We start from the raw sequence: 23,390 nt of genomic DNA, 5'->3' as shown, positions 1-23,390 counted from the left end.
GGTCGGGTCGCTCATCTTGTTGAAACAGGCCTTGGGTTGAACAAGGCCAATAAAAAGAGCGGAGCCTGGGCTCCGCCTAAGTACTTTTGGAACTGTCAGGCGGCGGTCAGCTCCAGCTTGCCAGCGGCCTGTTGACGCTTGTAGAGCACCAGGGTCAGCACCATGGGCACGACGATGGCCACCAGCATGGCGATGGAGTAGATGCCCCAGAATTCCGGCTTGATGGTGAGGATGCCCGGCAGGCCACCCACCCCGATACCGTTTGACATGACATGGGCGAAGCCACAGATGAGGGCCGCACAGCTCGAGCCGATCATGGCGCACAGCATGGGGAACTTGTACTTGAGGTTGACGCCGTACATGGCCGGCTCGGTCACGCCGAGATAGGCGGAGATGGCGGCCGGGATGGAGATCTCGCGCTCGTTCTCCTTGCGGCTGATCAGGATGATGCCGAGCACGGCAGACGCCTGGGCGATGTTGGACAGTGCGATCAGCGGCCAGATCGGGGTGCCACCGATGTCCTTCATCAACTGCAGATCCACGGCATTCGTCGTGTGGTGGATGCCGGTGATGACCAGGGGCGCGTAGAAGAAGCCGAAGATAGCGGAACCAATGGGGGCGAAATCGCCGGTCATGGCGGCTCTGGCTGCATAACCCACGCCTTCACCAATCCAGCGACCGAACGGGCCAATCAGGGTGTGAGCCAGGATGACGGTCACTATGAGGGCAACAAACGGCACTATGACCATGTAGAGATAGGCCGGGATGATGCGTCTGAGGTTGGTTTCGAGCCAGGCCAGCACCACACCCGCGAGGATGGAGGGAATGACCTGAGCCTGGTAACCCACCTTCTGGATGGTAAAGAGCCCGAAGTCCCAGACATCGGGTACGGCGCCGCCGATGCCATAAGCATTCATCAACTGCGGCGACACCAGGGTGATCCCCAGCACTATCCCCAGGATCTCGGAACCGCCCATCTTCTTCACGGTAGACCAGCAGACGCCGACCGGCAGGAAGTGGAAGATGGCCTCACCGATCAGCCAGAGGAAGGAGTGAACTCCCGCCCAGAATTGGCTGATCTCGACGAGGGTGTGGGTACCATCATCGAACATCTTGATGTCGCCGATGACGTTACGGAAACCCAGGAGCAGACCACCGGTGATGATGGCGGGCAGCAGCGGGACGAAGATCTCCGCCATGTGGGAGATGGCGCGCTCCAGCGGGTTCATGTTCTTGCGGGCGGCCTGCTTGGCGGCATCTTTGCTCGCACCGCTGACACCGATCTCCTCGGTGAGCGCCTTGTACCACTGATCGACCTCGTTGCCGATGACCACCTGGAACTGGCCGCCCTGGGTGAAGCTTCCCTTCACCGCCGGTATGGCCTCGATGGCCTTGGGGTCTGCCTTGGCCGGGTCATTGAGCACGAAGCGCAGCCGGGTCAGGCAGTGGCTGACGGTCGCGATGTTCTCCTTGCCACCGATCTTGTCGATAAGTTGGGCCAGATGTTGTGCGTTGATCTTGGACATGAGTCTTCCCTCTGTGACTCCAGTGAGTTTGGTATGCATCACCCTGCAGGGCCAATCTGCCGACCCGAGTGTTCTTGGTATAGTTCCTATTTAGCATGCTACCAATTCTTCCCGATCAAAATGGGAACGTTCCCATTTCGTGGTGAACATCACAAAACGGGTGAATTTTGCTCAATGCGCAGTGATGGGGCTCACAGCAGCTGACAGGGGGCTATGGTGGCCTGCGGCGATCGGTTTTGCTCGATCTGGCCGAGCAGCTGGCGGGCGGCCTGTTCACCCGCGCCCTTGTAGCCGAGATCCAGGCTGAGGGCGTTGGGGAAGAGGAAGGTCAACAGGGGGTTGTTGCCAAGGCCGGTCACCAACACCTCGCTGCGCCCTTGTTCTTGCAGGTATTTGGCCGCGCCCATGGCGAGGGTATCGCTGGCACAGACCAGCGCCTGGGTGCTTGGGGTGAGCAGCTCGGCCGCCAGCCGATAGCCGCTCTGCAGGCTGAGATCCCCCAGCGCCGTGCGCGCCCTCAGTCCCCGCTCTGCGCAATGGGCCAGATAGGCATCGAGCCGGCGCTGGCCGGTGGTGAGATCCGAGGTATCGACCCCCAAATAGGCGATATCGCTGGCGCCGCGCTTCTCCAACTGGGCCAGCATGGTATGCACGGCGCCGGCGTCATCGAAGCAGACCGAGGAGAAGCCCGGATGCTCCCGCGCCATCAGCACCAGCTTCTCCTTGCAGGGGGCCATGGTGGCGTAATCGAGATCGTTGAAGGCGAACAGTATGATGCCGTCCACCCCGCGCCGCTCCAGCACGGCCAGGTGTTCGCTCACCTTGGCGGGGGAAAACTTGCTCTCCATCAGCACGGCGTCGTAGCCATGGCGGTAGAGGGTCTCCAGCATGCCGCGCACCGCCTGGTTCTCCGAGCTGGAGTCGAGTCGGGAGACGATGATGCCCACCACCTGCTGGCTCTGGCTGCGCATGGCCCGTGCCGACTTGCTCGGCACGAAACCGTGCTCGGCAATGATCTGCTCCACCCGCTCCCGGGTCTGGGACTTGACCTTGGGATCCTGATTGAGCACCCGGGAGACGGTCGACTTGCCGACGCCCGAGAGGCGGGCGATGTCGAGGATGGTCAGTTTCTTTTCCATATCGGGTGCTCAGGCAGGGAATTGACCACATTGTTGTGATTAACCCCTGTGAATACAAGCCCATGACGCTAGAATGGCCTCTTCATTCCGGCTGGCGGCCTGCCGCTCGCTTCGCACAGGACGCGCATCATGGATCTGTTGGCAAGTCTGCACTTCTCCCTCTCCATCACGGGCCCCATCTGCATGGTGCTGCTGCTCGGGATCTGGCTCAAGCGCCTGGGCCTGTTGCCGGACAGCTTCGTCGAATCCGCCTCCCGCCTGGTGTTCCAGGTCACCCTGCCGGCCCTGCTGTTCCTCAGCATGGTGCGCACCGATTTCTCCACCATGCCGAGCCCCTGGCTCATCCTCTACGGCCTGCTGGGCACTTTGGCGGGTTTTTTGGTACTCGAGCTGCTGGCGGCCCGTTTCATCAGCGAGCAGAAACTGCGCGGCATCTTCGTGCAGGGCAGTTTTCGCGGCAACATGGGGATCATGGGGCTGGCCTATGTGCAAAACGCCTATGGACCCGAGGGGATCGGTGCCGCGGCCCTGCTGGTGGGGGCAGTGACAGTGCTCTACAACATTCTCGCCGTCATCACCCTCACCCGCAGCCTGGGGGGCGGGCGGGGGATCAGGCCCATCCTGAAGGGGATCGTCAAAAACCCCCTCATCATCGCCATCCTCTCGGCGCTGCCGTTCGGTCTGCTTGGCATAGAGCTGCCTAAGCTGGTCATCAACACCGGCAACTATTTCGCCAACATGACGCTGCCACTGGCCCTGCTCTGCACCGGGGCCAGCCTCAATCTCAAGGCCCTGCGAGGCGGTGCCACCCTGACCGGCTGGGCCACCGCGAACCGGCTGTTCTGCATCCCCGTGTTGCTGGTGACGGGAGCCTGGGCGCTCGGTTTCAGCACCCAGGCCCTCGGCATTCTGTTTCTCATCAGCTCCACCCCGACGGCGGCCGCCAGCTATGTGATGACCCGCGCCATGGGCGGCGACAGCGTGCTGGCTGCGAACATCATCGCCACTACCACCCTCGGCTCGCTGGTGAGCACCAGCCTGGGGGCCGCGCTGATGAACTATCTCGGGCTGATGGGATAGTTCTTCAGCCCAGCCGCTCGCGCTCCTGCTCCAGCACCATCTTCTCGTGGGCCAGGAAGAAGGGGCGGTAGAGCACATAGCCGTTGAGGATGCAGACCAGGCTCATCAGGCCGTTGTTCCAGCTGCCGTTCGCCGCCCAGGCGGCGCCGAGGGGAGAGGGCATGGACCAGGGCAGCAGGGCGATGAACCTGTCGAGGAAACCCCACTGGGTCAGCTGCCAGGCGATCACCGCATTGATCAGCGGCACGCCGATAAAGGGCAGGAAAAACAGCGGGTTCATTATGATGGGGAAGCCGAACAGCAGGGGCTCGTTGATGTTGAACATGGAGGGAATGAAGCCCAGTTTGCCCACCGACTGGATGGAGTGGCAGCGGCTGCGCATGGCCATAAACACCAGCGGCAGCGTGGTTCCAATGCCCCCGATCAGCAGGTAATAGTCCCAGAATCCCTGCAGGAAGATGTGGGGCAGGGGCTCCCCCGCCATCAGCGCCGCCTGGTTGGCACTCACCCCGGCCATCCAGAAGGGGGACAGCAGACCGGTCACTATCAGGGCGCCGTGGATCCCCATGAACCAGAGCAGGTGGGCGATCAGCAGGGTGATCAGCAGGGCGGGCAGGGTATCGGCCCCCACTATCAGGGGCCGGAACAGGGAGGCCATGAAATCCGGCAGACTGATCCCGAACTGCTGTTGCAGCCAGAGTCGCAGCAGGCTCAGCGAGAGCATGGTGAACAGCAGCGGCACTATCAGCTGAAAGCCCCGCCTCGTCATCACCGGCACCTCCTCCGGCATCTTGATATACCAGCCACGACGATAGAAGAAGCGGGTCACCTCCACCGAATAGAACGCCATCAGCAGGGCCGTGAAGATCCCGGCCCCCCCTAGATAGCCAAACACCCCGGGTTGCAGCGACCGGAAGTCGATCAGCATCAGAAACGCCATGCAGCCCCCCAGGCCGCACAGCCGCTCCGGCATCTCATAGGCCTTGGCGAGGCTGGAGGCCGAGCCAAAGGCGATGATCAGCGCCACCAGCCCCAGGGTGTGTGAATAGACCGGAAACAAAAAAGGGTGCAGCTCCCGCGCCAGCCAGTGCAGCCACTGCCCGAAGGCGTGCGGGGTATCGGGAGATATGGGGGGAAACAGTATGGGTACCAGCAGGCTGCCGACGATGACGAAGGGCATGGCCAACTGAAAACCATCCCGTAACGAGAGCACATGGCGACTGCGGGTCAGCCAATTGGCAAACGGTACCATGCGCTGCTCAATCATGCCGACCAGCATTGCCATCCATTGCAGGTTCATCACTCTATTTTCCGTCCTTTTTCGCTTTTCATCCCCTGTCATCCCGGGGCTTTGGCTCCATTCTGACGATTTTGCTGCTCCGTTTCCGTAATATCCGCGACCATTTTGCCATTTCATTACTTCGCTCACACTTCCAGCCGCTCTTGACCGGAAATTACCGATCCCGCTCACACATCAATGGATGAATTGTGGAAACCGGTTTCCAATTTAAATCCGTTCGATCAAGAATGCCCCGTCCGTTACGAACCCCTGGAGAATCGGGAAATGAAAAAGATCATGTTGTGCTGCTCCTCTGGCATGTCCACCAGTCTGCTGGTCAAGAAGATGAAAGAGGAAGCGGACAAGCGGGGATTGAGCGCAGAGATACAGGCCTTCGGGGCGGCTGAGTTCGATCTGCAGATGCCGCACTACCAGGTCGTGCTGCTGGGGCCCCAGGTCAAATACATGCAGGCCGAATTGCAGCAGCGGGCAGCAGCCCACGGCGTACCGGTCGACACCATCAACATGATGGATTACGGCATGCAACGGGGTGACAAGGTCCTCGACCACGCCCTCACCCTGATCGGCTGATGAGCAGACTCCAACCAGTGAAAGTCACAAGGAAACCTTCATGAACACCCTTTACGAACGCTTTGTCAGTACCATAGAAAACCGGGTCAGCCCGCTGGCCGGGCGGATTGGCCAGCAAAAATATGTGCAGGCAATCCGTGATGGCTTCATCGCCGCCTTGCCCTTCATGATCGTCGGCAGCTTCATGCTGGTGTTCATCTTTCCCCCCTTCTCACCCCAGACCCAGTGGGGCTTCGCCCGCGCCTGGCTCGACTTCTCGGCCACCTATCAACCCCAGCTGCTGTTGCCGTTCCAGCTGAGCATGGGGCTGATGACCCTGTTCATCTCGGTGGGGATCGGGGCCAGCCTGGCCCGCCAGAACGGGCTGGATCCGGTCACCACCGGTCTGCTCTGCCTGATGTCCTTCATGCTGGTGGCCGCGCCGGTCAAGGATGGTGCCATCTCCATGCAGTACTTCTCCGGCCAGGGGATCTTCACGGCCCTGATCACCGCCATCTATGCGGCCGAGGTCTACGCCTTCCTCAAGCGCAACAACATCACCATCAAGCTGCCGCCCCAGGTGCCGACCGGCGTCGCCCGCTCCTTCGAGGTGCTGATCCCGGTGCTGGTGATCATCCTGACCCTGCATCCCCTCAACCTGTTGCTGGAAAACACCACCGGCATGATCTTGCCGGAAGCCATCATGTCTCTGGTCAAGCCGCTGGTGGCTGCGTCCGATTCCCTGCCTGCCATGCTGCTGGCGGTACTGGTGTGCCAGGTGCTCTGGTTCGCCGGGATCCACGGTGCCCTGATCGTCACCGGCATCATGAATCCGTTCTGGATGGCCAACCTGGCCAACAACCAGGCCGCAATGGCGGCGGGTGAGGCACTGCCCCACATCTTCCTGCAGGGTTTCTGGGATCACTACCTGCTGATCGGTGGCGTCGGCTCCACCCTGCCGCTGGCCTTCCTGCTGCTGCGTAGCAAGGCGGCGCACCTGAGATCCATCGGCAAGATGGGCGTGGTGCCGGGCCTGTTCAACATCAACGAACCTATCCTGTTCGGTGCCCCCATCGTCATGAACCCGGTCTTCTTCCTGCCCTTCATCCTGGTGCCCATGATCAACGCCACTCTGGCCTGGTTTGCCCTGGACTTCGGCCTGGTGGAGCGGGTGGTGTCCCTCACCCCCTGGACCACGCCTGGGCCCATCGGTGCCTCCTGGGCCGCCAACTGGGCCATCAGCCCCATGGTGCTGAGCCTGCTGTGCATGTGCTCCGCCGCGGCCATGTACTACCCCTTCCTGAAAGCCTATGAGCGCACCCTGCTCAAACAGGAAGAGCAAGCCGACCGCGTGGAAGCGCGTCCGCTGGCGGCTGCCACCAGCCGTTGATTGTCTGCCGGGGCCGCCTGGCGGCCTCTCTTTTCAAGCCTGGAGTAACAACAGATGCAATACCGTTTTCCTGAACAGTTCTGGTGGGGCAGTGCCTCGTCCGCCGCCCAGGCGGAAGGCGCCAGCCAGCAAGGGGGCAAGGCGCCCACCATCTGGGATCACTGGTTCGAGCAGTCCCCCAATCGCTTCCACCAGCAGATTGGGCCGGCGCAGACGTCCGGTTTCTACCAGCATTTTCGCGACGACATCCGCCTGCTGCGCCAGCTCGGCCACAACAGTTTCCGCACCTCCATCGCCTGGTCGCGGCTGATCCCGGCGGGACGGGGAGAGCCGAACCCGGAGGCCGTCGCCTTCTATGACGCCATGATCGATGAGCTGGTGGCAGCAGGAGTAGAGCCCTTCATCTGCCTGTTCCACTTCGACATGCCCATGAGCATGCAGGAGCTGGGTGGCTGGGAGAGCCGGGAAGTGGTCGCCGCCTACGCCGCGTTCGCCGAGACCTGCTTCAAGTTGTTCGGTCACAAGGTCAAGCACTGGTTCACCTTCAACGAGCCGATCGTGCCGGTGGAGGGGGGCTACCTCTACGACTTCCACTATCCGAACGTGGTGGATTTTCGCCGCGCCGCCACCGTGGCCTACCACACCATGCTGGCGCACGCCACGGCGGTGCAGCGTTACCGCCTGCTCGGCCAGGATGGCCAGATCGGCATCATCCTGAACCTGACCCCCTCCTATCCGCGCTCGCAACATCCGGCGGATCTGAAGGCGGCCAACATCGCCGATCTGATGTTCAACCGCAGCTTCCTGGATCCGGCGGTCAAGGGGGAATACCCGGCCGAGCTGGTGGCGCTGCTCGAGGAGTATGACCAGTTGCCGGCCTGCGAGCCGGGGGACAAGGCCCTGCTGGCGGCCGGCAAGATCGACCTGCTGGGGGTCAACTACTACCAGCCGCGCCGGATCAAGGCGCGCAGCAACGCGGTCAACCCCGCCAGCCCCTTCATGCCGGAGTGGTTCTTCGATTACTACGAGATGCCGGGCCGCAAGATGAACCCGCACCGGGGCTGGGAGATCTACGAGCAGGGGGTCTACGACATCCTCACCAACCTGCGCGACCACTACGGCAACATCCCGAGCTACATCTCGGAGAACGGCATGGGGGTCGAGGGGGAGGCCAGGTTCAAGGGCGAGGATGGCCAGATCCAGGATGACTACCGTATCGGCTTCATCCGGGATCACCTCATCTGGCTGCACAAGGCGCTGGAAGAGGGCTGCCAGTGCCGGGGCTATCACCTCTGGACCTTCATCGACAACTGGTCCTGGAGCAATGCCTACAAGAATCGCTACGGCTTCGTCGAGCTGGAGCTGGAGAGCCAGACCCGGCGCATCAAGAAGAGCGGTCAGTGGTTCGCCACCGCAGCCCGCGAGAATGGCTTCGACTGATTATTCCGTCAGACCCGTATAGAGCGCGCGCCGGCCCAGGGCCGGCGCCATCACCAAGGAGTGTGTATGTTCGATCTGGAAGAGACAGTCATGGGTCTCATCATCAACGCCGGCATGAGCCGCAGCCTCTGCTTCGAGGCGCTGCGCCAGGCCAGAGTCGGCCAGTTTGCCGAGGCCGACGATCTGCTGCGCCAGGCCGCCGAGGCCGCCAATGCCGCCCATGCCGTGCAGACCCGGCTGATCGAGGCGGATGAGGGGGAGGGCAAGATCCCGGTCAAGCTGATCCTGGTACACGCCCAGGATCACCTGATGACCGCCATGCTCGCCCGGGAGCTGGTCACCGAGCTCATCGAGCTGCACCGCAAGCTGGCCGCCTGAGGGACACCATCATGTTGCGACTCGGACTCGACATCGGGGGCACCAAGATAGAGGCACAACTGCTCGATGATGAAGGCGTCAGCCTGCTGCGCAAGCGCATCCCGACCCCGACCACGGGTTACGCCGACTTCCTGGCCGCCATCACCCAGCTGGTGGAGGGCATACGCCAGGAGCTGGATCGACCCTTCAGCATCGGCATCGGATTGCCCGGGGCGGTCAGCCCGCAGACCGGTCGCATCAAGAATGCCAACTGCCTGTTTCTCAACGGTCAGGATCTCGAGGGCGATCTGATGCGGGCGCTGGGTCAGCCGGTTGCCATCGCCAATGACGCCGACTGCTTCACCCTGTCGGAGGCCGTCGACGGGGCCGGTGAGGCAGGGCGACTGGTGTTCGGCATCATACTCGGCACCGGCTGCGGCGGGGGGCTGGTGGTCAACCGCCAGCTCATGGTCGGCCCCAACGCCATCACCGGGGAGTGGGGTCACAACCCTTTGCCCGGCTACGATCCGGCCCTGGATGGCCCGGCTCAACCCTGTTACTGCGGCCGCCACAACTGCATAGAACGGTTCGTCTCCGGTACCGGTTTCAGCGCCCGCTTCAACCAGGCCCATGGGGTGAGCATGAGCACCCCGGAGATCATGGCGGCGGCGGCGCTGGGCAACCCCGAGGCCCACACCCACTACAGGCACTTCATCGGCGCCCTCGGCCGCAGCGTGGCCAGCCTGATCAACGTGCTGGATCCGGATGTCATCGTGTTTGGCGGCGGTCTCTCCAACCTCGATGCCCTCTATCGGGAGCTGCCAGCGGCGCTGGAGCCTTATCTGTTCTCGGATCGCTGCATCACCCGACTGCTGCCCGCCCGCTATGGGGACAGCAGCGGGGTGCGGGGCGCCGCCTGGTTGCCTAGCTGCAGCGAAGGAGTCGCGACATGGGCCCTCTGATCCCCGGCCGAAGGGAAAGGCGTCGATGCCCGCCCTGAGTTAGCACGCGGGCAGGGCCCCGCCCACCCGCACCCCCCATGTTCCTGGTCTCACATTGCCCTGCGATGGGGAAAAGGCATGCCCGAATTTGCCCTCTCTTCGGAGAGACAAATAAATAAACGCTTATATATCAAAATCATAAAACTCAAGGAATGATAATAATGAAACTGACGAACCTGTCCGCCCAGCTGATCGCCATCCTGGCCCTGAGCACTCCTTTCATGGCCAATGCCGTGGTGGAGACCAACACGGACTTTGGGCGCCTGAGCCTGGGGGGCGATGCGGAGATCAACCTCAATGCCTCCAACACCACCCGTGGCAACGTGCTGGGTCAGACCAGCGAGACCCGCAGCGACCGCTGGGACGAGGACGGTCGCCTGCTGCTGAACTTCCAGGGAGTGCGGGAGCTGGAGGATGGTCGCTACGGCCAGATCCAGATCCAGCCCACCATAGGCACCAACGGCGGCGCCGGTGCCGATGATGCTTATCTGGGCTTCGGTCAGCGCAGCAACTGGGGCATGAAGGTCGGTCGCTTCGAGGCCTACGACATGTTCCCGCTGGGTCAGGACATCTTCGTCGAGCATTCAGGGGACAGTGCCAACGATCTCTACTCCGACGGCAACGGTTACGTCTACATGCTGAAGGAAGGGCGCGGCCGGGCGGGCAAGGGGGGTCAGCTGCTGCTGAACAAGGAGACCGGCAACTGGTATCTGGAGCTCTCCAGCCTGATCGGGGATCGCACCAACCTGTTCGCCGGTCAGCAGTACCATGGCTATGCGCTGACCAAGGCCAAAGACTCCATCATGGTGCGTCCGGTCGTCGCCTGGAAGGGAGAGAACCTGAAGGTCGCGCTGGGGGCCGAGGGCAACGTGATCAACGACGCCATCGTGACCAGTGACGATGTCTCCGTGTCCGATCGCATGGGCTACGGCATCACCACCAGTTGGACCCAGGATGCCCTGGTCATCAACGCCAACGCGGCCCGCATGGATGCCGAAGATGAAACCGATACCACCCTCGGCGCCAACCTCATCTGGCACAATGCCGGTCTGGGCTACATCTACGCCATCAACGACATCACCAACGCCAACCTGAGCAACAACAACGCCGATTTCAGCAAGATGATCGGCAAACACAGCATCAACACCGTCTACGCCTCCTACAAGATCCCGAGCGTGCTGGATCTGGACAACTTCGACATCTATCTGGGGGCCTACTGGTCGCAGCTGAATGTTGACAGCAGCGAGGTGGACAATATCGACCGTTACGGTGGCCGCGTGCGCTTCAAGTACTTCTTCTGAGTTGCAAGCCTGCATGACAGAGGGGAGCCCGGGCTCCCCTTTTCCGTCGGCGCAACGAGGCAACCCTTACCGGCCGGCATCGGCTTGTGCTAGGATGGAAACCTGTTAACCGGTTACCGTTGATGAAGCCATGGCCAATATTACCGACGTATCGCGTCTCGCGAATGTATCCAAAGCCACCGTTTCCCGCGTCCTGAGCGGCTCGCGCGGAGTGCGTGAGGAGAGCCGGCTGGCCGTGCTGCAGGCGGCGGAGCAGCTGAATTTTCGTCCCAATGCGACCGCCCGCTCCCTCGCCACCCAGGCGACCGATTGCATCGGCGTCATCCTCTCTCCCCAGCTGGGGGGACACCTTGCCAGCATGCTGCCCCTGATCGACGGCTTCCTCACCGGGGCCGGCAAGAGCATGCTGGTGCGTTTCGCCGAAGGGCTGGCCCAACAGCAGCAAGCGGTCGACGAGTTGCTGGGAGGGCGCTGCGATGGGGTGCTGGTGATCGGCGCCAAGCAGGCGCTGCAGGCGGATGACAGGCTGATCCAGCTCGATGGCGTCAGCGACTCGGACAATCTCAATCTCTGCTATGACCTGACCTTCGCCACCGAGAGCGCCTGTCGTTTCCTGCTCGGCAAGGGGCACCGCCAGCTGGTGTTGATGCTCGACGACAAACACTCTCCGGCCGGGAAGCATGCCATTCAGGGTTATCAGCAGGCGCTGCAGCAGCAGTCGCTGCCCTACAACGGTCAGCTGGTGATCGATGGCACCGGCAACCAGCAGGCCCTGCTCGGCCTGCTCAACCGCTATCTGCCTTTCACCGCGCTGGTGGTTCAGCACGATACCCTGGCCGCCGAGGCCATGCGGCTGCTGCGGGAGTTCAATCTCAACATCCCTCAGGATGTCTCCGTCATCAGCCTGGAGGGATCCCCGCTGGCGGATCAGCTGACGCCGCCGCTCACCTGCATCGAATACCCGAGCGAGCGGTTGGCGCAGGAGTGCGTGCGTCTGCTGCAGGCGCAGCTGGCCCAGAGCCTGCTTCCTGCCGATGAGCAGCTGAAGTTTCACGGTCGCCTCATAGTGCGTGAATCCGTGGTGGCGCGTTGAGGCTTGACCTTGCCGCTGGCGGCAGCTTTAGGCTGAGATCACACCCACAGAGAGGAGAGCAATCATGACTATCGAACTCACCGTATCCGGCATGTCTTGTGGTGGCTGCGCCGCCAGCCTGCAGAAGGCGCTGCTGGCCCAGAGCGCCGTCACCCAGGCCAGTGTCGATTTCGATAGCCGCAAGGCCGTGGTCGAGAGCGAGCTGAGCAAGGCCGAGATCGTCGCCCTGATCGAGGCCAAGGGCTTCTCGGTAGAGTGAACTAACACCATAGAGGTAAAAAACAGACTAATATTCTGTTTACTTGTTTTTAATGGTGAGAGTGATCACTTAAATTCGGTTTAAAAAGAATAAAAATGCTGCAATCAACCATCCAGAAGGATTGCAGCATGACCCTCCCTATCCGCAAGACCCTGCTCGCCACCGTACTCGGCCTGACCCTCTCCCCCCTGGCGATGGCGCTGCCCAGCGTGCACATCCTGGCGACCGGCGGCACCATCGCCGGGGCGGGTCAGTCTGCGACCCAGTCCAACTACGAGGCCGGCAAGGTGGCCATCGAGACCCTGATTGCCGCCGTGCCTGAGATGAAGAACGTGGCCGAGGTGCAGGGGGAGCAGGTGGTCAAGATTGGCTCCCAGGATATGAACGACGAGGTGTGGCTCAAGCTGGCCAAACGGGTGAATGAGCTGCTGGCCAAGGATGACGTGGATGGCATCGTCATCACCCACGGCACCGACACCATGGAGGAGACCGCCTACTTCCTCAACCTCACCGTCAAGAGCGACAAGCCGGTGGTGCTGGTCGGCGCCATGCGCCCCTCCACCGCCATGAGCGCCGACGGCCCGCTCAATCTGTACAACGCCGTGGTCACCGCCTCCGATCCCGACTCCAAGGGCCGTGGCGTCATGGTGGCCATGAACGACACCGTGCTGGACGCCCGTGACGTCACCAAGACCAACACCACAGGAGTGCAGACCTTTGCCGCCCCCAACTTCGGCCCGCTCGGTTACATCCACAACGGCAAGATCGACTACCAGCGCAGCCCGGCCCGCCTGCACACCAGCAAGACCCCGTTCGACGTGAGCAAGCTCGACAAGCTGCCGCAGGTGGGCATCGTCTACAACTACGCCAACGCCACCGATCTGCCCGCCAAAGCCATGGTGGATGCCAAGTTTGACGGCATCGTCAGCGCCGGCGTGGGCAACGGCAACCTCTACCACACCCTGTTCGATACCCTGGCCAAGGCGAGCAAGGATGGCATCCGGGTGGTGCGTTCCGCCCGCGTGCCGACCGGCGCCACCACCCTGGATGCCGAGATCGATGACGCCAAGTACGGCTTCGTGGCCGCCGGCACCCTGAACCCGCAGAAGGCGCGCATCCTGCTGATGCTCTCCCTGACCCAGAGCAAGGATCCGGCCCAGATCCAGCGCTGGTTCCAGCAGTTCTGATCCCGGGGCTCAACCCGGCTGACATAACCCCATGAAAATAAACAAGGGCAGGATTTCATCCTGCCCTTTCTCGTGGGCAAGCCGTGCCCTCAGCTCACCCACAGCCAGCCACAGAAAGCGAGATAGATAAGCCCCACCCAGGCCAGCCTGGCCGCCGTCATCCTCCCCCGGCGAAAGCCCCACCACAGCAGCACCACCGCCAGCAGGGTCACCAGCGAGGAGACCAGCATGGTGCTGTCCAGCAACCAGGGGGTGAACAGCAGGCAGAATGCCTTGGGAATGGTGCCCTGGATCATCATGGCGCCGGAGATGTTGGCCAGCGCCAGCCGGTTCTTGCCCTGGCGCACCCAGATCAGCACGTTCATCAGCTCCGGCATCTCGGTCGCCACCGGACTCAGCAACAGGGCCGCCAAGGCGGGGGAGAGGCCGAGCAGTTCGCCCATGCTCTCCAGCTGATGAACAAAGAGTTGAGCCGCCAGCGTCACCACCAGCAGTGCCCCCAGGGTCTGCAGCCACACCTTGCCCCGCGCCGGGATCCTGGCCCCGGGATCCAGCTTGAGGGGGTCCGGCAACGAGACCTCATGGCTGTCGGTCTGCCTCAGCTCACGCCGCACATAGACCAGATAGATCAGCACGAACAGCGGCGCCAGCCAGGCCTTGCCGGTGAGGGTCACCATGCCGAGCGCCACCGCCACCAGGAAGATGCCGGCAAACCAGCGTTGATCCCGGCCTATGGCGCGTTGTACCTCGTTATCTATGACCCTCTGGTCAGGGTTCAGGCAGAGCAGCAGGGTCAGGCCGACGGCGGCATAACCCAGGGTGGAGAGCACCAGCGGACCGCCGAGGGCGGCGCCTATCCCGATCTGTTGCTGAGCAGAGGTATCCCCCATCAGCAGGGCGCTCAGGGTGACGATGCACTCCGGCAACGCCGTGCCGAGGGCGGCAAGCAGGGAGCCGGTGGCGCTCTGGGATAATTTGAGGTGATGACCGGTCCACTCGATGCCGTTGACGAAATATTCGCAGGCGAGATAGATGGTGACGGCGGAGAGCAGGAACAACAGCAGGGTGATCGGCATGATGGGCAACCGCCAGGCGAGCAGAACAACCGATGGACCCGATACGGCTCGCCTGGCTGGCTAGCATATCGAGGCCAAAGGTCTTGCAGAGCGATAGATGCTATCGCCGCTCATGCCATGGATCGGCAGATCCAAGAATGTTGACATGAGCCCTGCCCGGATCACGGGCGGGTTGCTACTCCCCAATGACAGTGCAGGTTTTTTACCAACCCGGTGGCCGTCTCACAAGGGAAATTAATAATAATGGGATCAACAAGTTGTAAGGGGATGTAACGCCCGGTCTGTTTCCTTGCCCACCTTAGCTGCGCATTGGCACAGCGATTGCTATCAGCTGAGTACTGTCCACAATGCTCTGGGAAGGATGAACGATGAAACGGTGGATCCAACATTTCTATCAGCTGAACCGCCTCAACTGGCTCATGGTCTGGTTGCTGCTCTGCTGCAGCATCATCTTGCTGTTTCCGGCCGGCCTGATGAAGGGGGCCGTCAGCCAGTGGGCCACGGTACATGCCGCCTGGCTCGGGGTTGGCATGCTGATCGCCATCTCCTACTTCTGCAGCCAGGGTTTCCTGATCGCCTGGGAGTGGGCCTGTGACGAGTGGCAGTCCCGCCGTCAGCAGGGGCTGCTGGCCCAGATGATCGGCTTCCTCGATTTCAACGAGAAGGCGGTGCTGCGCGAGTTCGTGCTGCAGCGTAAAAGCGTCATAAACTTGCCGATCACCGAGCCCGCCGTCAAAAACCTGATGGATGCCGGGGTGCTGACCTATGCCTACGGCAAGCCGGTGCGTGAGAAAGAGGACGAGAACCAGATCCGCGCCCTGATGATCGCCCTGCCGGCGCGGCCGCTGCTCACCTACAAGGTGTTGGGGCTCTCCCGTGGCAAGATGAGCGACGAGCAGGTGGAGCAGATCATGAACGCCAGGCCCAAGTTCGCCCAGAAGAGCCTGCAGCGCTAAGCCTGTCGTCATCCTGAAATAAACAGAGCCGGACTATGTGTCCGGCTCTTTGCTGTCTGGCGCTGGTTACTCGGTGCGTGCCTTGAGGTAACCGGCGTAGTCCGGCACCTGTATGCTGAAGGCGCGCTGCATGTGCGGGCTGTCCATGATGAAGTCTGCGGTCGCCTCGTTGGTGGCGACCGGGATGTTCCACACCGCCGCCAGACGCAACAGCGCCTTCACATCCGGATCGTGGGCCGCGGCATTGAGGGGATCCCAGAAGAAGATCATCACGTCGATCTTGCCCTCGGCGATCAGGGCGCCGAGCTGCTGGTCGCCGCCCATGGGGCCGGAGAACAGGCAGGTGATGGGCAACTGTGCCTGTTTGCCGAGCAGGGTGCCCGTGGTGCCGGTCGCATAGAGGTGGTGGAGCTTGAGCTCCTCCTTGCGGCGCAGCACCCAGTTCAGCAAGGGGGTTTTCATGTTGTCGTGAGCCACCAGGGCAACCCGCTTGTGGGGGGCCATCTCACGTGCAATCAGTTCCATGGAAGTCTTCCGTAGCAATGTGAAGGAAATTGAGTCGTATCCTAATCGAAAGCGGCGCCCGCTGCCTTGCCGGGCGCCGTATCTGTGATCACTTCGACTCTTCTATCCACTGCCGGTTCTTCTGCTCCAGCACCGAGATGGGCAGCATGCCGTATTCCAGCACCTGGTGGTGGAAGGCCTTGAGATCGAAACTGCCGCTCAGGGCCTGCTCGGCGGATTCCCGCATCCGGATCAGGGCCAGCTGACCCGCCTTGTAGGAGGTGGCTTGGCCGGTGTAGGCCATGTAGCGCGGCACCTCCGAGCTGATGTCTCCCGCCCCCAGCGCCGAGTTCTCCTGCATGTAGCCGACGGCCCTGTCGTGGCTCCAGCCATACCAGTGAATGCCGGTATCCACCACCAGCCGCATGGCCCTGAGCATCTCCTCGTTGAGGCGCCCGAAGTACTGCAACTGGTTGTTGAACGCAGGCGAGCCCTCCACCTTGGCATCTCCCACTGCGGGGTCGTAGAGGCCACGGCCCTGATAGAGCCCCATGTCGTGATCCGCCAGGTATTCGGTGTAGAGCGCCCAGCCTTCCGCATAGGCGGTGTAGGAGGCGTTCGCCACGTACTGCGGGAAGTCGGGATCCTTGGCCGCCAGCTCCTGGGCTATGGTGATCTGGAAGTGGTGGCCCGGCGCGCCCTCGTGGGCCAGCAGGGTGCTGATGTTCCAGCTCTGCAGGCCATAGGGGTAGAAGGTGTTGAGGAAGAACTGCCCCTTGCGCCCGGTCTGGGGATTGCCGTCCTGATACCAGGCGACCCCGCCGTAGGGCGCATCCCCGTAGGCGACGGGCACCACCTCGTAGTCCAGCTTGGGAATGGTGCGCTCGGCATCGAAGAAGTCCGGCAGCACCAGCGCCGCCTTGCTCTTGAAGGCGTTGTACTCCCGCAGCGCCCGCTCATGCTCGGCCAGCGCCTGTTGCTGAGGTTCGCTCAGTGCAGCCCCGGCCGCGTTGCCCGGATTGAGGCTGGCAGACCAGGCCGACAGCGGATTCTGGTAGAAGAAGCCCGGCTCGTTCAGATAGCGGAAGAAGGCGTAGATCTGGCCGCTCTGCTTGCTCTTGGCCACCTCCTCGCTGTCGCACTGGCCGACGGTGTGGCACACCTTGACCATGGCGCCGAAGATCCGATCCACCTCGCTCAGCCCCAGCTCATGCACCTCCTCCGGCGTCATGTTGGTGGTGCTGTGTTTCTTCAGCAGCCAGCGGTACCAGTCGCGACCGTCCGTCATGCCGCAGAAGCCGTCATCGCACTCGCCGCTGCCGAGACGCACCGCATAGGCACCGCCATGCCGATAATCCAGATAGTCTCGCAGCGCCAGATAGCGGTCGTTGATGCTGTCCAGCACGGCCTTGTAGTCGGTGCGCAGCGCCTCGTCAGCCTCGCCGGGCAACTGTTGCCAGCCGAGGTAGGCGCCGGCGATCGCCTCGCCATCCAGCTTGCTGTTCAGCTGGGCCAGCAGTCGGTCCACCAGCTCATCCGGCAAGGTATTGCCCTGGGCGCTGCCCAGTTCGAACTGGTACTTCACCTCGGCCAGATAGGCGTCATAGGCCTTGAGCCAGGTCAGATGCTCCTGATACCAGACGAGGGGTGCCGTCGACGCCCGTGCCTGAATGGCCGGCGCAGGTGCCGTGGCCGTGCGGTCGAGATCCCGCCGTCAGGCTGCATCGCCCGGTGCCACCCTATCTGCCGAGCTCTGCTCGAAATAGTCGAAGCCGCTGCTGACGGTGCGGGCGGCCCTGCCGTTGGCGGGGGCTGCGCCGACCTCATCGGCCAGATCCACCACCCGGTTGCGGAAGTGATGGATGGGGATCTGGGATTGGGGCAGCTCGTAGCCGGCCAGGTTGATCTGCAGATCCCAGCGGATCATGTCGTAGAACAGCCGATCCCGCTCGCTCAGTACGTTCGAGTCCATGGCATCCAGCCGCTTGAGCAGCGACCCGTCGAGCGCCTTGCGTTTGGCGAGGGTCTGCTCGTCGATGGCAAAGCCATAGGGATCCAGCGCCAGGCTCTCGCGCAGGGCATCGTCCATGGTTTGCATCAGGGCCGCCTTGGTGGCGGCGGGATCCGCCGGGGCATTGGAGCTGTTGTCGTTGCAGGCGGTGAGGGAGAAGGCGATGGCGCAACCCAGCGCCACCTTGTCGAGTGAGAAGTGCATGGTTTAGTCCTTTAATGCCTTGTTATTATGAGTCCCATTAAGGGGCTCCAATAGTGCACCGTCAGACCGCCGCCTTTTGCGACTCACTTAACAAAAATAGCGTTGAATTTCATATGGATAAGCCTGATGAAAAGCTATGCGTTCAAAGATGAAAAAACCCGCCGGAGCGGGTTGGGAAGCGAGTGTCTCACGGCATAACTATTCAGGATGATGCCGAGTGCAGCTGGGATTGCTGATAGTTTTCCAGACCGATGCGTTCGATGAGATCGAGCTGGGTTTCCAGCCAGTCCACGTGTTCTTCCTCGTCTTCCAGGATCTCCTGGAACAGGTCACGGCTGACGTAATCATGGACGGATTCGGCATAGGTGATGGCCACTTTCAGGTCGGGAATGGCATCCATTTCCAACGAAAGATCGCAACGCAGCATCTCCTCTACCGTCTCACCGATGCGCAACTTGCCCAGATCCTGCAAGTTGGGCAGTCCTTCCAGAAACAGCACCCGCTTGACCAGTTCGTCGGCATGTTTCATCTCATCGATGGACTCATGGTATTCCTTGTGCCCGAGCCTCTTGAGGCCCCAGTCATCGTAGATACGGGCATGCAGGAAGTATTGGTTGATGGCAACCAGCTCATTGGCCAGCACCTTGTTGAGGTGGGCAATGATCTTGGGATCTCCTTTCATCGACATTACTCCTTATGTTCGTGCCTGCGGCTATGTGAGCCTGAGGCATCGATCACTAGAGCTTAGTCCAGAAAGATGACCATAAGAGGGCCGACGATTTCGCTCGCCTGAGGGTGCGGGGATCCCGTGAGGGATCTGCGTAGAAAATCAAATCGCGGTATCAGGCCACTTCGTAATAGAGCGGCGCCTGATCCGATTCCACCTTGTCGAGTTCGGCGGCGATGACCTCCATGGTCATTCGTACACACTTGCCGCACTGGGCACCCACTTGCAGCGACTGTTTCAGTTGACGGAACTCGGTCTTGCCTGCCTGTACCGCCTTGCGGATCTGGGTATCTGTGATGCCGCGGCACAAACACACGTACATAATTCTGACCTCATGCTGGATTGAGATGAAATCTAAATGAGAACCGTTCGCAATGCAAATAACGATTAGGAATAAGCTCACCCGCTTGCCAGCCACTCACCCCTTGGGGACAATGCTCCCATCAGAGAGGAGACTATTATGCTCAAGAAACTGTTCAGCACCCTGTTCAAAGGCCAGCCGACACCTGTTATCGAGGTGACCCCGACCGAATACGCCGGTTATCTCATCTACCCCGAACCCATGGCGGAAGGGGGGCAATACCGGCTGGCGGGCCGCATCACCAAGGAAGTGGATGGCGCCCTGCAGACCCACCGCTTCATCCGCTCCGATCTGTTCGCGAGCCCGGCCGATGCCGAGCGTTTCATGGTGCAGAAGGCGCATACCTTCATCGATCAGATGGGGGTGCGCATGTTCGAGCCCCGCGTCAAATCCGGCGACCACGGCGCCTCATGACCCCCGCCGAGTCGAGCACCCTGCGCCTGGCGCTCGCCCATGGTGGCGAGCGGCGTCTGATCTGGCTGGAAGGGGTGGAGGCGGATTGCATCGCCCGGGCTGAGCCCCTGCTCGGGGAGGCTGTCTTCTGGCTGGGGGAGGGGCCTGAGCAGTACGCCCCCTTGCCGGCCGCCAAGGCGTTGCAGCGGCTGGGCCAGGAGTGTGACACGCTCGTGCTAAACGCATTCAGCGGCTTTCATCCCGATGCCTTCGGCGCCTTGGCCGGCACGCTGCGCGCCGGTGGTCTGCTGTTGCTGCTGACACCGCCCCGGGCGCAGTGGCCCACTTATCCTGATCCGGACCGGCTGCGGCTGGTGGCCCAGCCGGAGGACGTTGATCGGGCGGGCCACGGCTTTATCGCCCGGCTGGTGCGGTTGCTGGCGGGGGATCCTGCGCTCTCCCTGAGCCCGCTGACCGGGGTGGAACCCTGGCAACCCCTGGGACCCGGCCGGCCACTCAGTGCCGATCAGGCTCATGCCCTGCCCGCGATCCACAAGGTGTTGCATGGTCATCGTGGCCGCCCGCTGGTGCTCAGCGCCGACCGTGGCCGCGGCAAGAGCGCCCTGCTTGGTCTCGCCGCCGCCGACTTGCTGCGTCAGGATCCCGCCCTGCAGATAGTGGTGACGGCCCCGTCCCAGGCCACAGTGGCGACCCTGTTTGCCCATGCCGCCGAGGCGCTGGCGAGCACGCCGGAGCGGCTGGCTGGGCTGAGCTATGTATCACCGGACCGGCTGGAGCAGGGGGATCTTCAGCCGGCGCTGCTGCTGGTGGACGAGGCGGCAGCCATCCCGACCCCTCTGCTTGAGGCCATGCTGGCTCGCCACAGCCGCATCGTCTTCGCGACCACGGAGCACGGCTATGAGGGTACCGGGCGCGGCTTTCATCTGCGTTTCAAACGGGTACTGGATCGGCAGACCCCGGACTGGCACGAACTGCACCTGGCCGAACCCATTCGTTGGAGCCAGCACGATCCGCTGGAGCCACTGGTATTTCGCCTGCTCGGCCTCAATGCCGAGGTCCTGCCCCCACCACCACCGACGGCGCCAGGTTGGCGGCAGATCGGGCAAGACAAGCTGGCGGAGGATGAGGCGCTGCTCGATCAGGTGTTCGGCCTGTTGGTGCTGGCCCACTACCAGACCAGCCCGAGCGATCTCAGATCCCTGCTGGAGAGCCCGGATCTCGACATCCACCTGCTGGAGCAAGAGCAGAGCCTGCTCGGGGTCGCGCTGGTGGCACGGGAAGGCAACATAGCGCCGGCGCTGGCCAGCGATATCTGGGCCGGGCGGCGACGACCCCGGGGTCATTTGTTGCCCCAGTCCCTGCTCGCCCACGCCGGGTTCACCACGGCGGGCGAGTGCAGCTATGCCAGGGTGATGCGCATCGCCATCCATCCGCTGCTGCATCGCCACGGGCTGGGCTCCTTGCTGCTGGGCAAGCTGGAGGCCCACTACCGCGCACTGGGGCTCGATTATCTGGGCTCCGCCTTTTCCGCCAGCCCCGACTTGTTGCCCTTCTGGCGCAAGGCGGGGCTGAGGGTGTTGCGCATCGGCCTGCAACGGGACGCGGCCAGCGGCAGCCATGCGGCCCTGCTGCTCAAGCCGCTGAAAACGGCGCTGGAACCGGAGCTGGCAGAATGGCGACGGCGCTTTGTGCGCCAGCTGCCGACCCTGCTGGCGGGAGAGCTCAGGGGGCTGGATACCGAGCTGATCTGGCAATGTCTGAGCGGGGATATGGTCACCGATGTGGCCGATCCGGATGAGTTTGAGTACCAGGAGCTGATGTGCTTTGCCCATCATCACAAGCCGTTCGAGCTGTGCCAGTCCAGCCTGCAACGCTGGCTGGCTGCCCGGGTGGCCGCACTGGATGAGCTGGAGCCCGGCGAGCGCCGGCTGCTGATCGCCAGCATCTGGCAATATGCCCCCTGGGCCGAGCTGGCCAGGGCGCTGAAACTGGCGGGCAAGCCTGCCCTGATCAAGTCCCTGAGGACCTTGCTGGCCCGGTTGCTGGACGGGGGCGAGGACAGGGGCTGAGGCAGAAGGGGACGGCCTGGGTCGGCAAACCGTCATGGTGAGTCAGCATAGATAAACAAGGGGCGCCATGCGCCCCTTGTTTATCTGCCACTCTTCTGGAGATCGGCTCACCGTAAGATTCGATGAAAGCCGCTCTGATAAGTCCATCTTAATCGGCCTTATTTTGGCTTTTTCGGAATATGGACTAATACTTGATTGTGAAAGTGATTTTAATAAATGCATTATTTTCAGATGGTTAGTTATGTCAGCGGTGAATGCTCACCATCTTTTCTAGCGTGCACAGGGAGTGCCATGTGGGAAAAAATGCAATTAACCATGGTGCATGGCTGATATGTCTCGCTGGCGGCAATGTTTCCGCCAGCGAAATAACATTCAACATGACGCGCGGGGCTACCGCTATCAGTCAGCGGGTCTATGACCTGCACATGACCATCTTCTATATCTGCTGTCTGATCGGGCTGCTCGTGTTCGGGGCCATGCTCTGGTCCATTATCCATCATCGGAAATCCCGTGGCGCCAAGGCCGCCCAATTCCATGAGAGTACCCGCATCGAATTGCTATGGACCGCCATCCCCGTGCTGATATTGGTGGCGATGGCCGCCCCGGCCACCTCGACCCTGTTGACGATGGAAGATACCTCCAAGGCCGACTTGACCGTGCTCATCACAGGATCTCAATGGAAGTGGCATTACAAATATCTCGAGCACCCGGTGGAGTTTTATTCCCTGTTGGCAACCAGCAAGAAACAGATCTCGGGTGAACAGCCCAAGAGCGCCACCTATTTGCTGGAGGTCGATCGCCCTCTGGTATTGCCCGTCGGCAAGAAAATCAGATTCCTGATGACCTCGGATGATGTCATTCATTCCTGGTGGGTGCCTGCCTTCGCGGTGAAGAAGGATGCCAACCCGGGCTACATCAATGAGTCCTGGACCAGGATAGATAGACCCGGTACCTATCGGGGGCAGTGTGCTGAGCTATGCGGCAAGGATCATGGCTTCATGCCCATAGTGGTGGTGGCAAAATCGGCCGAAGAGTTTGATGGCTGGATTGCCAAGACTGCAGATGATCAGGCTGCCGCCAAGGCCCAGCAGCAAGACCTGGCCAGTCAAACCATGACCCTGCCACAGGCCATGGAGCTGGGGGAGAAGGTATTCCTGGGTCACTGCGCCGCCTGCCATCAGCCCGCGGGTACCGGCTTGCCTGGCATCTTCCCCGCGCTGAAGGGCAGCAAGATCACCACCTTGGCTGATAACCGGGCCCAGCACCTGAACCTGGTCCTGCATGGCAAGAGCGGGACGGCGATGCAACCCTTCGGCAAGCAGCTCACGGTCCAGGAGCTTGCCGCCGTGGTGACCTATGAACGCAATGCCTGGGGCAACAATACCGGTGACCTCATTCAGGCTGCCGATGTGCAGTCCCTTCTGAAAAATGACAAGTGAGGAGCCG

The 23,390-nt window shown here is 61.9% G+C and carries 21 protein-coding genes, 1 pseudogene and 1 riboswitch; of the genes and pseudogenes, 14 read left to right on the top strand and 8 right to left on the bottom strand.

Going from position 1 to position 23,390, the window contains the following annotated elements; all coding sequences use genetic code 11:
- Positions 1-95: 95 nt before the first annotated feature.
- Positions 96-1,526 (bottom strand): PTS trehalose transporter subunit IIBC, encoded by a 1,431-nt coding sequence (gene treB, locus LG30_RS0104305; RefSeq protein ID WP_033129486.1) that lies wholly within the window; start codon positions 1,524-1,526, stop codon positions 96-98.
- A gap of 191 nt (positions 1,527-1,717) precedes the next feature.
- Entirely contained in the window at positions 1,718-2,665 is a 948-nt protein-coding gene (treR, locus tag LG30_RS0104300) for a trehalose operon repressor TreR (protein WP_033129485.1), read from the bottom strand.
- Positions 2,666-2,794: 129 nt separating this feature from the next.
- Here treR and LG30_RS0104295 point away from each other — a divergent pair, with 129 nt between their 5' ends.
- Positions 2,795-3,745 carry an AEC family transporter gene (locus LG30_RS0104295; protein ID WP_033129484.1) on the top strand — a complete coding sequence of 317 codons (951 nt, stop codon included), beginning with the start codon at positions 2,795-2,797 and terminating at the stop codon, positions 3,743-3,745.
- A 4-nt stretch (positions 3,746-3,749) separates the two neighbouring features.
- On the opposite strand, the gene LG30_RS0104290 is transcribed toward LG30_RS0104295, so the two are convergent.
- On the bottom strand, positions 3,750-5,045 hold the full coding sequence (locus tag LG30_RS0104290; protein ID WP_033129483.1) for a PTS sugar transporter subunit IIC: 1,296 nt from the start codon (positions 5,043-5,045) through the stop codon (positions 3,750-3,752).
- 264 nt (positions 5,046-5,309) lie between these two features.
- Between LG30_RS0104290 and LG30_RS0104285 the strand changes: the two genes are divergently transcribed.
- The 9 genes from LG30_RS0104285 (at position 5,310) to ansB (ending at position 13,622) form a co-directional block, all read left to right on the top strand.
- Positions 5,310-5,615 carry a PTS sugar transporter subunit IIB gene (locus LG30_RS0104285; protein ID WP_033129482.1) on the top strand — a complete coding sequence of 102 codons (306 nt, stop codon included), beginning with the start codon at positions 5,310-5,312 and terminating at the stop codon, positions 5,613-5,615.
- A gap of 40 nt (positions 5,616-5,655) precedes the next feature.
- Positions 5,656-6,984 (top strand): PTS sugar transporter subunit IIC, encoded by a 1,329-nt coding sequence (locus LG30_RS0104280; protein WP_033129481.1) that lies wholly within the window; start codon positions 5,656-5,658, stop codon positions 6,982-6,984.
- 54 nt (positions 6,985-7,038) lie between these two features.
- The gene (locus LG30_RS0104275; RefSeq protein ID WP_033129480.1) at positions 7,039-8,424 is read left to right on the top strand and encodes a glycoside hydrolase family 1 protein; all 1,386 of its coding nucleotides are present in this window, start codon (positions 7,039-7,041) and stop codon (positions 8,422-8,424) included.
- A gap of 66 nt (positions 8,425-8,490) precedes the next feature.
- On the top strand, positions 8,491-8,802 hold the full coding sequence (chbA, locus tag LG30_RS0104270; RefSeq protein WP_033129479.1) for a PTS N,N'-diacetylchitobiose transporter subunit IIA: 312 nt from the start codon (positions 8,491-8,493) through the stop codon (positions 8,800-8,802).
- Between the two features lie 11 nt (positions 8,803-8,813).
- A complete protein-coding gene (locus LG30_RS0104265; RefSeq protein ID WP_033129478.1) occupies positions 8,814-9,743 on the top strand; it encodes an ROK family protein in 930 nt (309 codons plus the stop codon).
- A gap of 200 nt (positions 9,744-9,943) precedes the next feature.
- Positions 9,944-11,083 (top strand): carbohydrate porin, encoded by a 1,140-nt coding sequence (locus LG30_RS0104260; RefSeq protein WP_033129477.1) that lies wholly within the window; start codon positions 9,944-9,946, stop codon positions 11,081-11,083.
- Between the two features lie 130 nt (positions 11,084-11,213).
- A complete protein-coding gene (locus LG30_RS0104255) occupies positions 11,214-12,176 on the top strand; it encodes a LacI family DNA-binding transcriptional regulator (protein ID WP_033129476.1) in 963 nt (320 codons plus the stop codon).
- Between the two features lie 64 nt (positions 12,177-12,240).
- Positions 12,241-12,435, top strand: coding sequence for a heavy-metal-associated domain-containing protein (locus LG30_RS0104250; RefSeq protein ID WP_033129475.1), 195 nt, complete (start codon positions 12,241-12,243; stop codon positions 12,433-12,435).
- A gap of 128 nt (positions 12,436-12,563) precedes the next feature.
- Positions 12,564-13,622, top strand: coding sequence for an L-asparaginase 2 (gene ansB / locus LG30_RS0104245; RefSeq protein WP_033129509.1), 1,059 nt, complete (start codon positions 12,564-12,566; stop codon positions 13,620-13,622).
- An 89-nt stretch (positions 13,623-13,711) separates the two neighbouring features.
- Here ansB and LG30_RS0104240 read toward each other — a convergent pair whose 3' ends face one another.
- On the bottom strand, positions 13,712-14,698 hold the full coding sequence (locus LG30_RS0104240; protein ID WP_033129474.1) for a sodium:calcium antiporter: 987 nt from the start codon (positions 14,696-14,698) through the stop codon (positions 13,712-13,714).
- A gap of 88 nt (positions 14,699-14,786) precedes the next feature.
- A riboswitch (yybP-ykoY riboswitch) is annotated at positions 14,787-14,896 on the bottom strand.
- A gap of 170 nt (positions 14,897-15,066) precedes the next feature.
- On the opposite strand from LG30_RS0104240, the gene LG30_RS0104235 reads away from it, so the two are divergent.
- Positions 15,067-15,654 carry a superinfection exclusion B family protein gene (locus tag LG30_RS0104235; RefSeq protein WP_033129473.1) on the top strand — a complete coding sequence of 196 codons (588 nt, stop codon included), beginning with the start codon at positions 15,067-15,069 and terminating at the stop codon, positions 15,652-15,654.
- 66 nt (positions 15,655-15,720) lie between these two features.
- Here LG30_RS0104235 and LG30_RS0104230 read toward each other — a convergent pair whose 3' ends face one another.
- The 4 genes and pseudogenes from LG30_RS0104230 to LG30_RS0104215 form a co-directional block, all read right to left on the bottom strand.
- Complete coding sequence (locus tag LG30_RS0104230; protein WP_033129472.1) at positions 15,721-16,179, bottom strand: methylglyoxal synthase; 459 nt, start codon at positions 16,177-16,179, stop codon at positions 15,721-15,723.
- An 88-nt stretch (positions 16,180-16,267) separates the two neighbouring features.
- Positions 16,268-18,373 (bottom strand): annotated as a pseudogene (locus LG30_RS20925) (DUF885 domain-containing protein).
- 202 nt (positions 18,374-18,575) lie between these two features.
- Entirely contained in the window at positions 18,576-19,055 is a 480-nt protein-coding gene (gene bfr / locus LG30_RS0104220; RefSeq protein ID WP_033129471.1) for a bacterioferritin, read from the bottom strand.
- 160 nt (positions 19,056-19,215) lie between these two features.
- The gene (locus LG30_RS0104215; RefSeq protein ID WP_033129470.1) at positions 19,216-19,422 is read right to left on the bottom strand and encodes a bacterioferritin-associated ferredoxin; all 207 of its coding nucleotides are present in this window, start codon (positions 19,420-19,422) and stop codon (positions 19,216-19,218) included.
- A gap of 138 nt (positions 19,423-19,560) precedes the next feature.
- Here LG30_RS0104215 and LG30_RS0104210 point away from each other — a divergent pair, with 138 nt between their 5' ends.
- From LG30_RS0104210 to coxB, 3 genes are all read left to right on the top strand, one after another.
- Complete coding sequence (locus tag LG30_RS0104210; RefSeq protein WP_033129469.1) at positions 19,561-19,875, top strand: HlyU family transcriptional regulator; 315 nt, start codon at positions 19,561-19,563, stop codon at positions 19,873-19,875.
- Entirely contained in the window at positions 19,872-21,944 is a 2,073-nt protein-coding gene (locus tag LG30_RS0104205) for a tRNA(Met) cytidine acetyltransferase TmcA (protein WP_033129468.1), read from the top strand. Before LG30_RS0104210 ends, LG30_RS0104205 begins: the two co-directional genes overlap by 4 nt.
- Before the next feature lie 254 nt (positions 21,945-22,198).
- Positions 22,199-23,383 (top strand): cytochrome c oxidase subunit II, encoded by a 1,185-nt coding sequence (gene coxB / locus LG30_RS0104200; protein WP_238566379.1) that lies wholly within the window; start codon positions 22,199-22,201, stop codon positions 23,381-23,383.
- Positions 23,384-23,390: the final 7 nt, after the last annotated feature.

Origin of the sequence: Aeromonas aquatica (assembly GCF_000764655.1) — a bacterium.
Classification (GTDB): domain Bacteria; phylum Pseudomonadota; class Gammaproteobacteria; order Enterobacterales; family Aeromonadaceae; genus Aeromonas; species Aeromonas aquatica.
The sequence above is the reverse complement of the archived record's forward strand: the minus strand, read 5'-3'. Positions and strand labels throughout refer to the sequence as shown.

Bases quoted from the DNA above. Each gene is read 5' to 3' on its own strand.
- treB (WP_033129486.1), bottom strand. From the start codon at position 1,526: ATGTCCAAGATCAACGCACAACATCTGGCCCAACTTATCGACAAGATC.
- treR (WP_033129485.1), bottom strand. From the start codon at position 2,665: ATGGAAAAGAAACTGACCATCCTCGACATCGCCCGCCTCTCGGGCGTC.
- LG30_RS0104295 (WP_033129484.1), top strand. From the start codon at position 2,795: ATGGATCTGTTGGCAAGTCTGCACTTCTCCCTCTCCATCACGGGCCCC.
- LG30_RS0104290 (WP_033129483.1), bottom strand. From the start codon at position 5,045: ATGAACCTGCAATGGATGGCAATGCTGGTCGGCATGATTGAGCAGCGC.
- LG30_RS0104285 (WP_033129482.1), top strand. From the start codon at position 5,310: ATGAAAAAGATCATGTTGTGCTGCTCCTCTGGCATGTCCACCAGTCTG.
- LG30_RS0104280 (WP_033129481.1), top strand. From the start codon at position 5,656: ATGAACACCCTTTACGAACGCTTTGTCAGTACCATAGAAAACCGGGTC.
- LG30_RS0104275 (WP_033129480.1), top strand. From the start codon at position 7,039: ATGCAATACCGTTTTCCTGAACAGTTCTGGTGGGGCAGTGCCTCGTCC.
- chbA (WP_033129479.1), top strand. From the start codon at position 8,491: ATGTTCGATCTGGAAGAGACAGTCATGGGTCTCATCATCAACGCCGGC.
- LG30_RS0104265 (WP_033129478.1), top strand. From the start codon at position 8,814: ATGTTGCGACTCGGACTCGACATCGGGGGCACCAAGATAGAGGCACAA.
- LG30_RS0104260 (WP_033129477.1), top strand. From the start codon at position 9,944: ATGAAACTGACGAACCTGTCCGCCCAGCTGATCGCCATCCTGGCCCTG.
- LG30_RS0104255 (WP_033129476.1), top strand. From the start codon at position 11,214: ATGGCCAATATTACCGACGTATCGCGTCTCGCGAATGTATCCAAAGCC.
- LG30_RS0104250 (WP_033129475.1), top strand. From the start codon at position 12,241: ATGACTATCGAACTCACCGTATCCGGCATGTCTTGTGGTGGCTGCGCC.
- ansB (WP_033129509.1), top strand. From the start codon at position 12,564: ATGACCCTCCCTATCCGCAAGACCCTGCTCGCCACCGTACTCGGCCTG.
- LG30_RS0104240 (WP_033129474.1), bottom strand. From the start codon at position 14,698: ATGCCGATCACCCTGCTGTTGTTCCTGCTCTCCGCCGTCACCATCTAT.
- LG30_RS0104235 (WP_033129473.1), top strand. From the start codon at position 15,067: ATGAAACGGTGGATCCAACATTTCTATCAGCTGAACCGCCTCAACTGG.
- LG30_RS0104230 (WP_033129472.1), bottom strand. From the start codon at position 16,179: ATGGAACTGATTGCACGTGAGATGGCCCCCCACAAGCGGGTTGCCCTG.
- bfr (WP_033129471.1), bottom strand. From the start codon at position 19,055: ATGAAAGGAGATCCCAAGATCATTGCCCACCTCAACAAGGTGCTGGCC.
- LG30_RS0104215 (WP_033129470.1), bottom strand. From the start codon at position 19,422: ATGTACGTGTGTTTGTGCCGCGGCATCACAGATACCCAGATCCGCAAG.
- LG30_RS0104210 (WP_033129469.1), top strand. From the start codon at position 19,561: ATGCTCAAGAAACTGTTCAGCACCCTGTTCAAAGGCCAGCCGACACCT.
- LG30_RS0104205 (WP_033129468.1), top strand. From the start codon at position 19,872: ATGACCCCCGCCGAGTCGAGCACCCTGCGCCTGGCGCTCGCCCATGGT.
- coxB (WP_238566379.1), top strand. From the start codon at position 22,199: ATGCTCACCATCTTTTCTAGCGTGCACAGGGAGTGCCATGTGGGAAAA.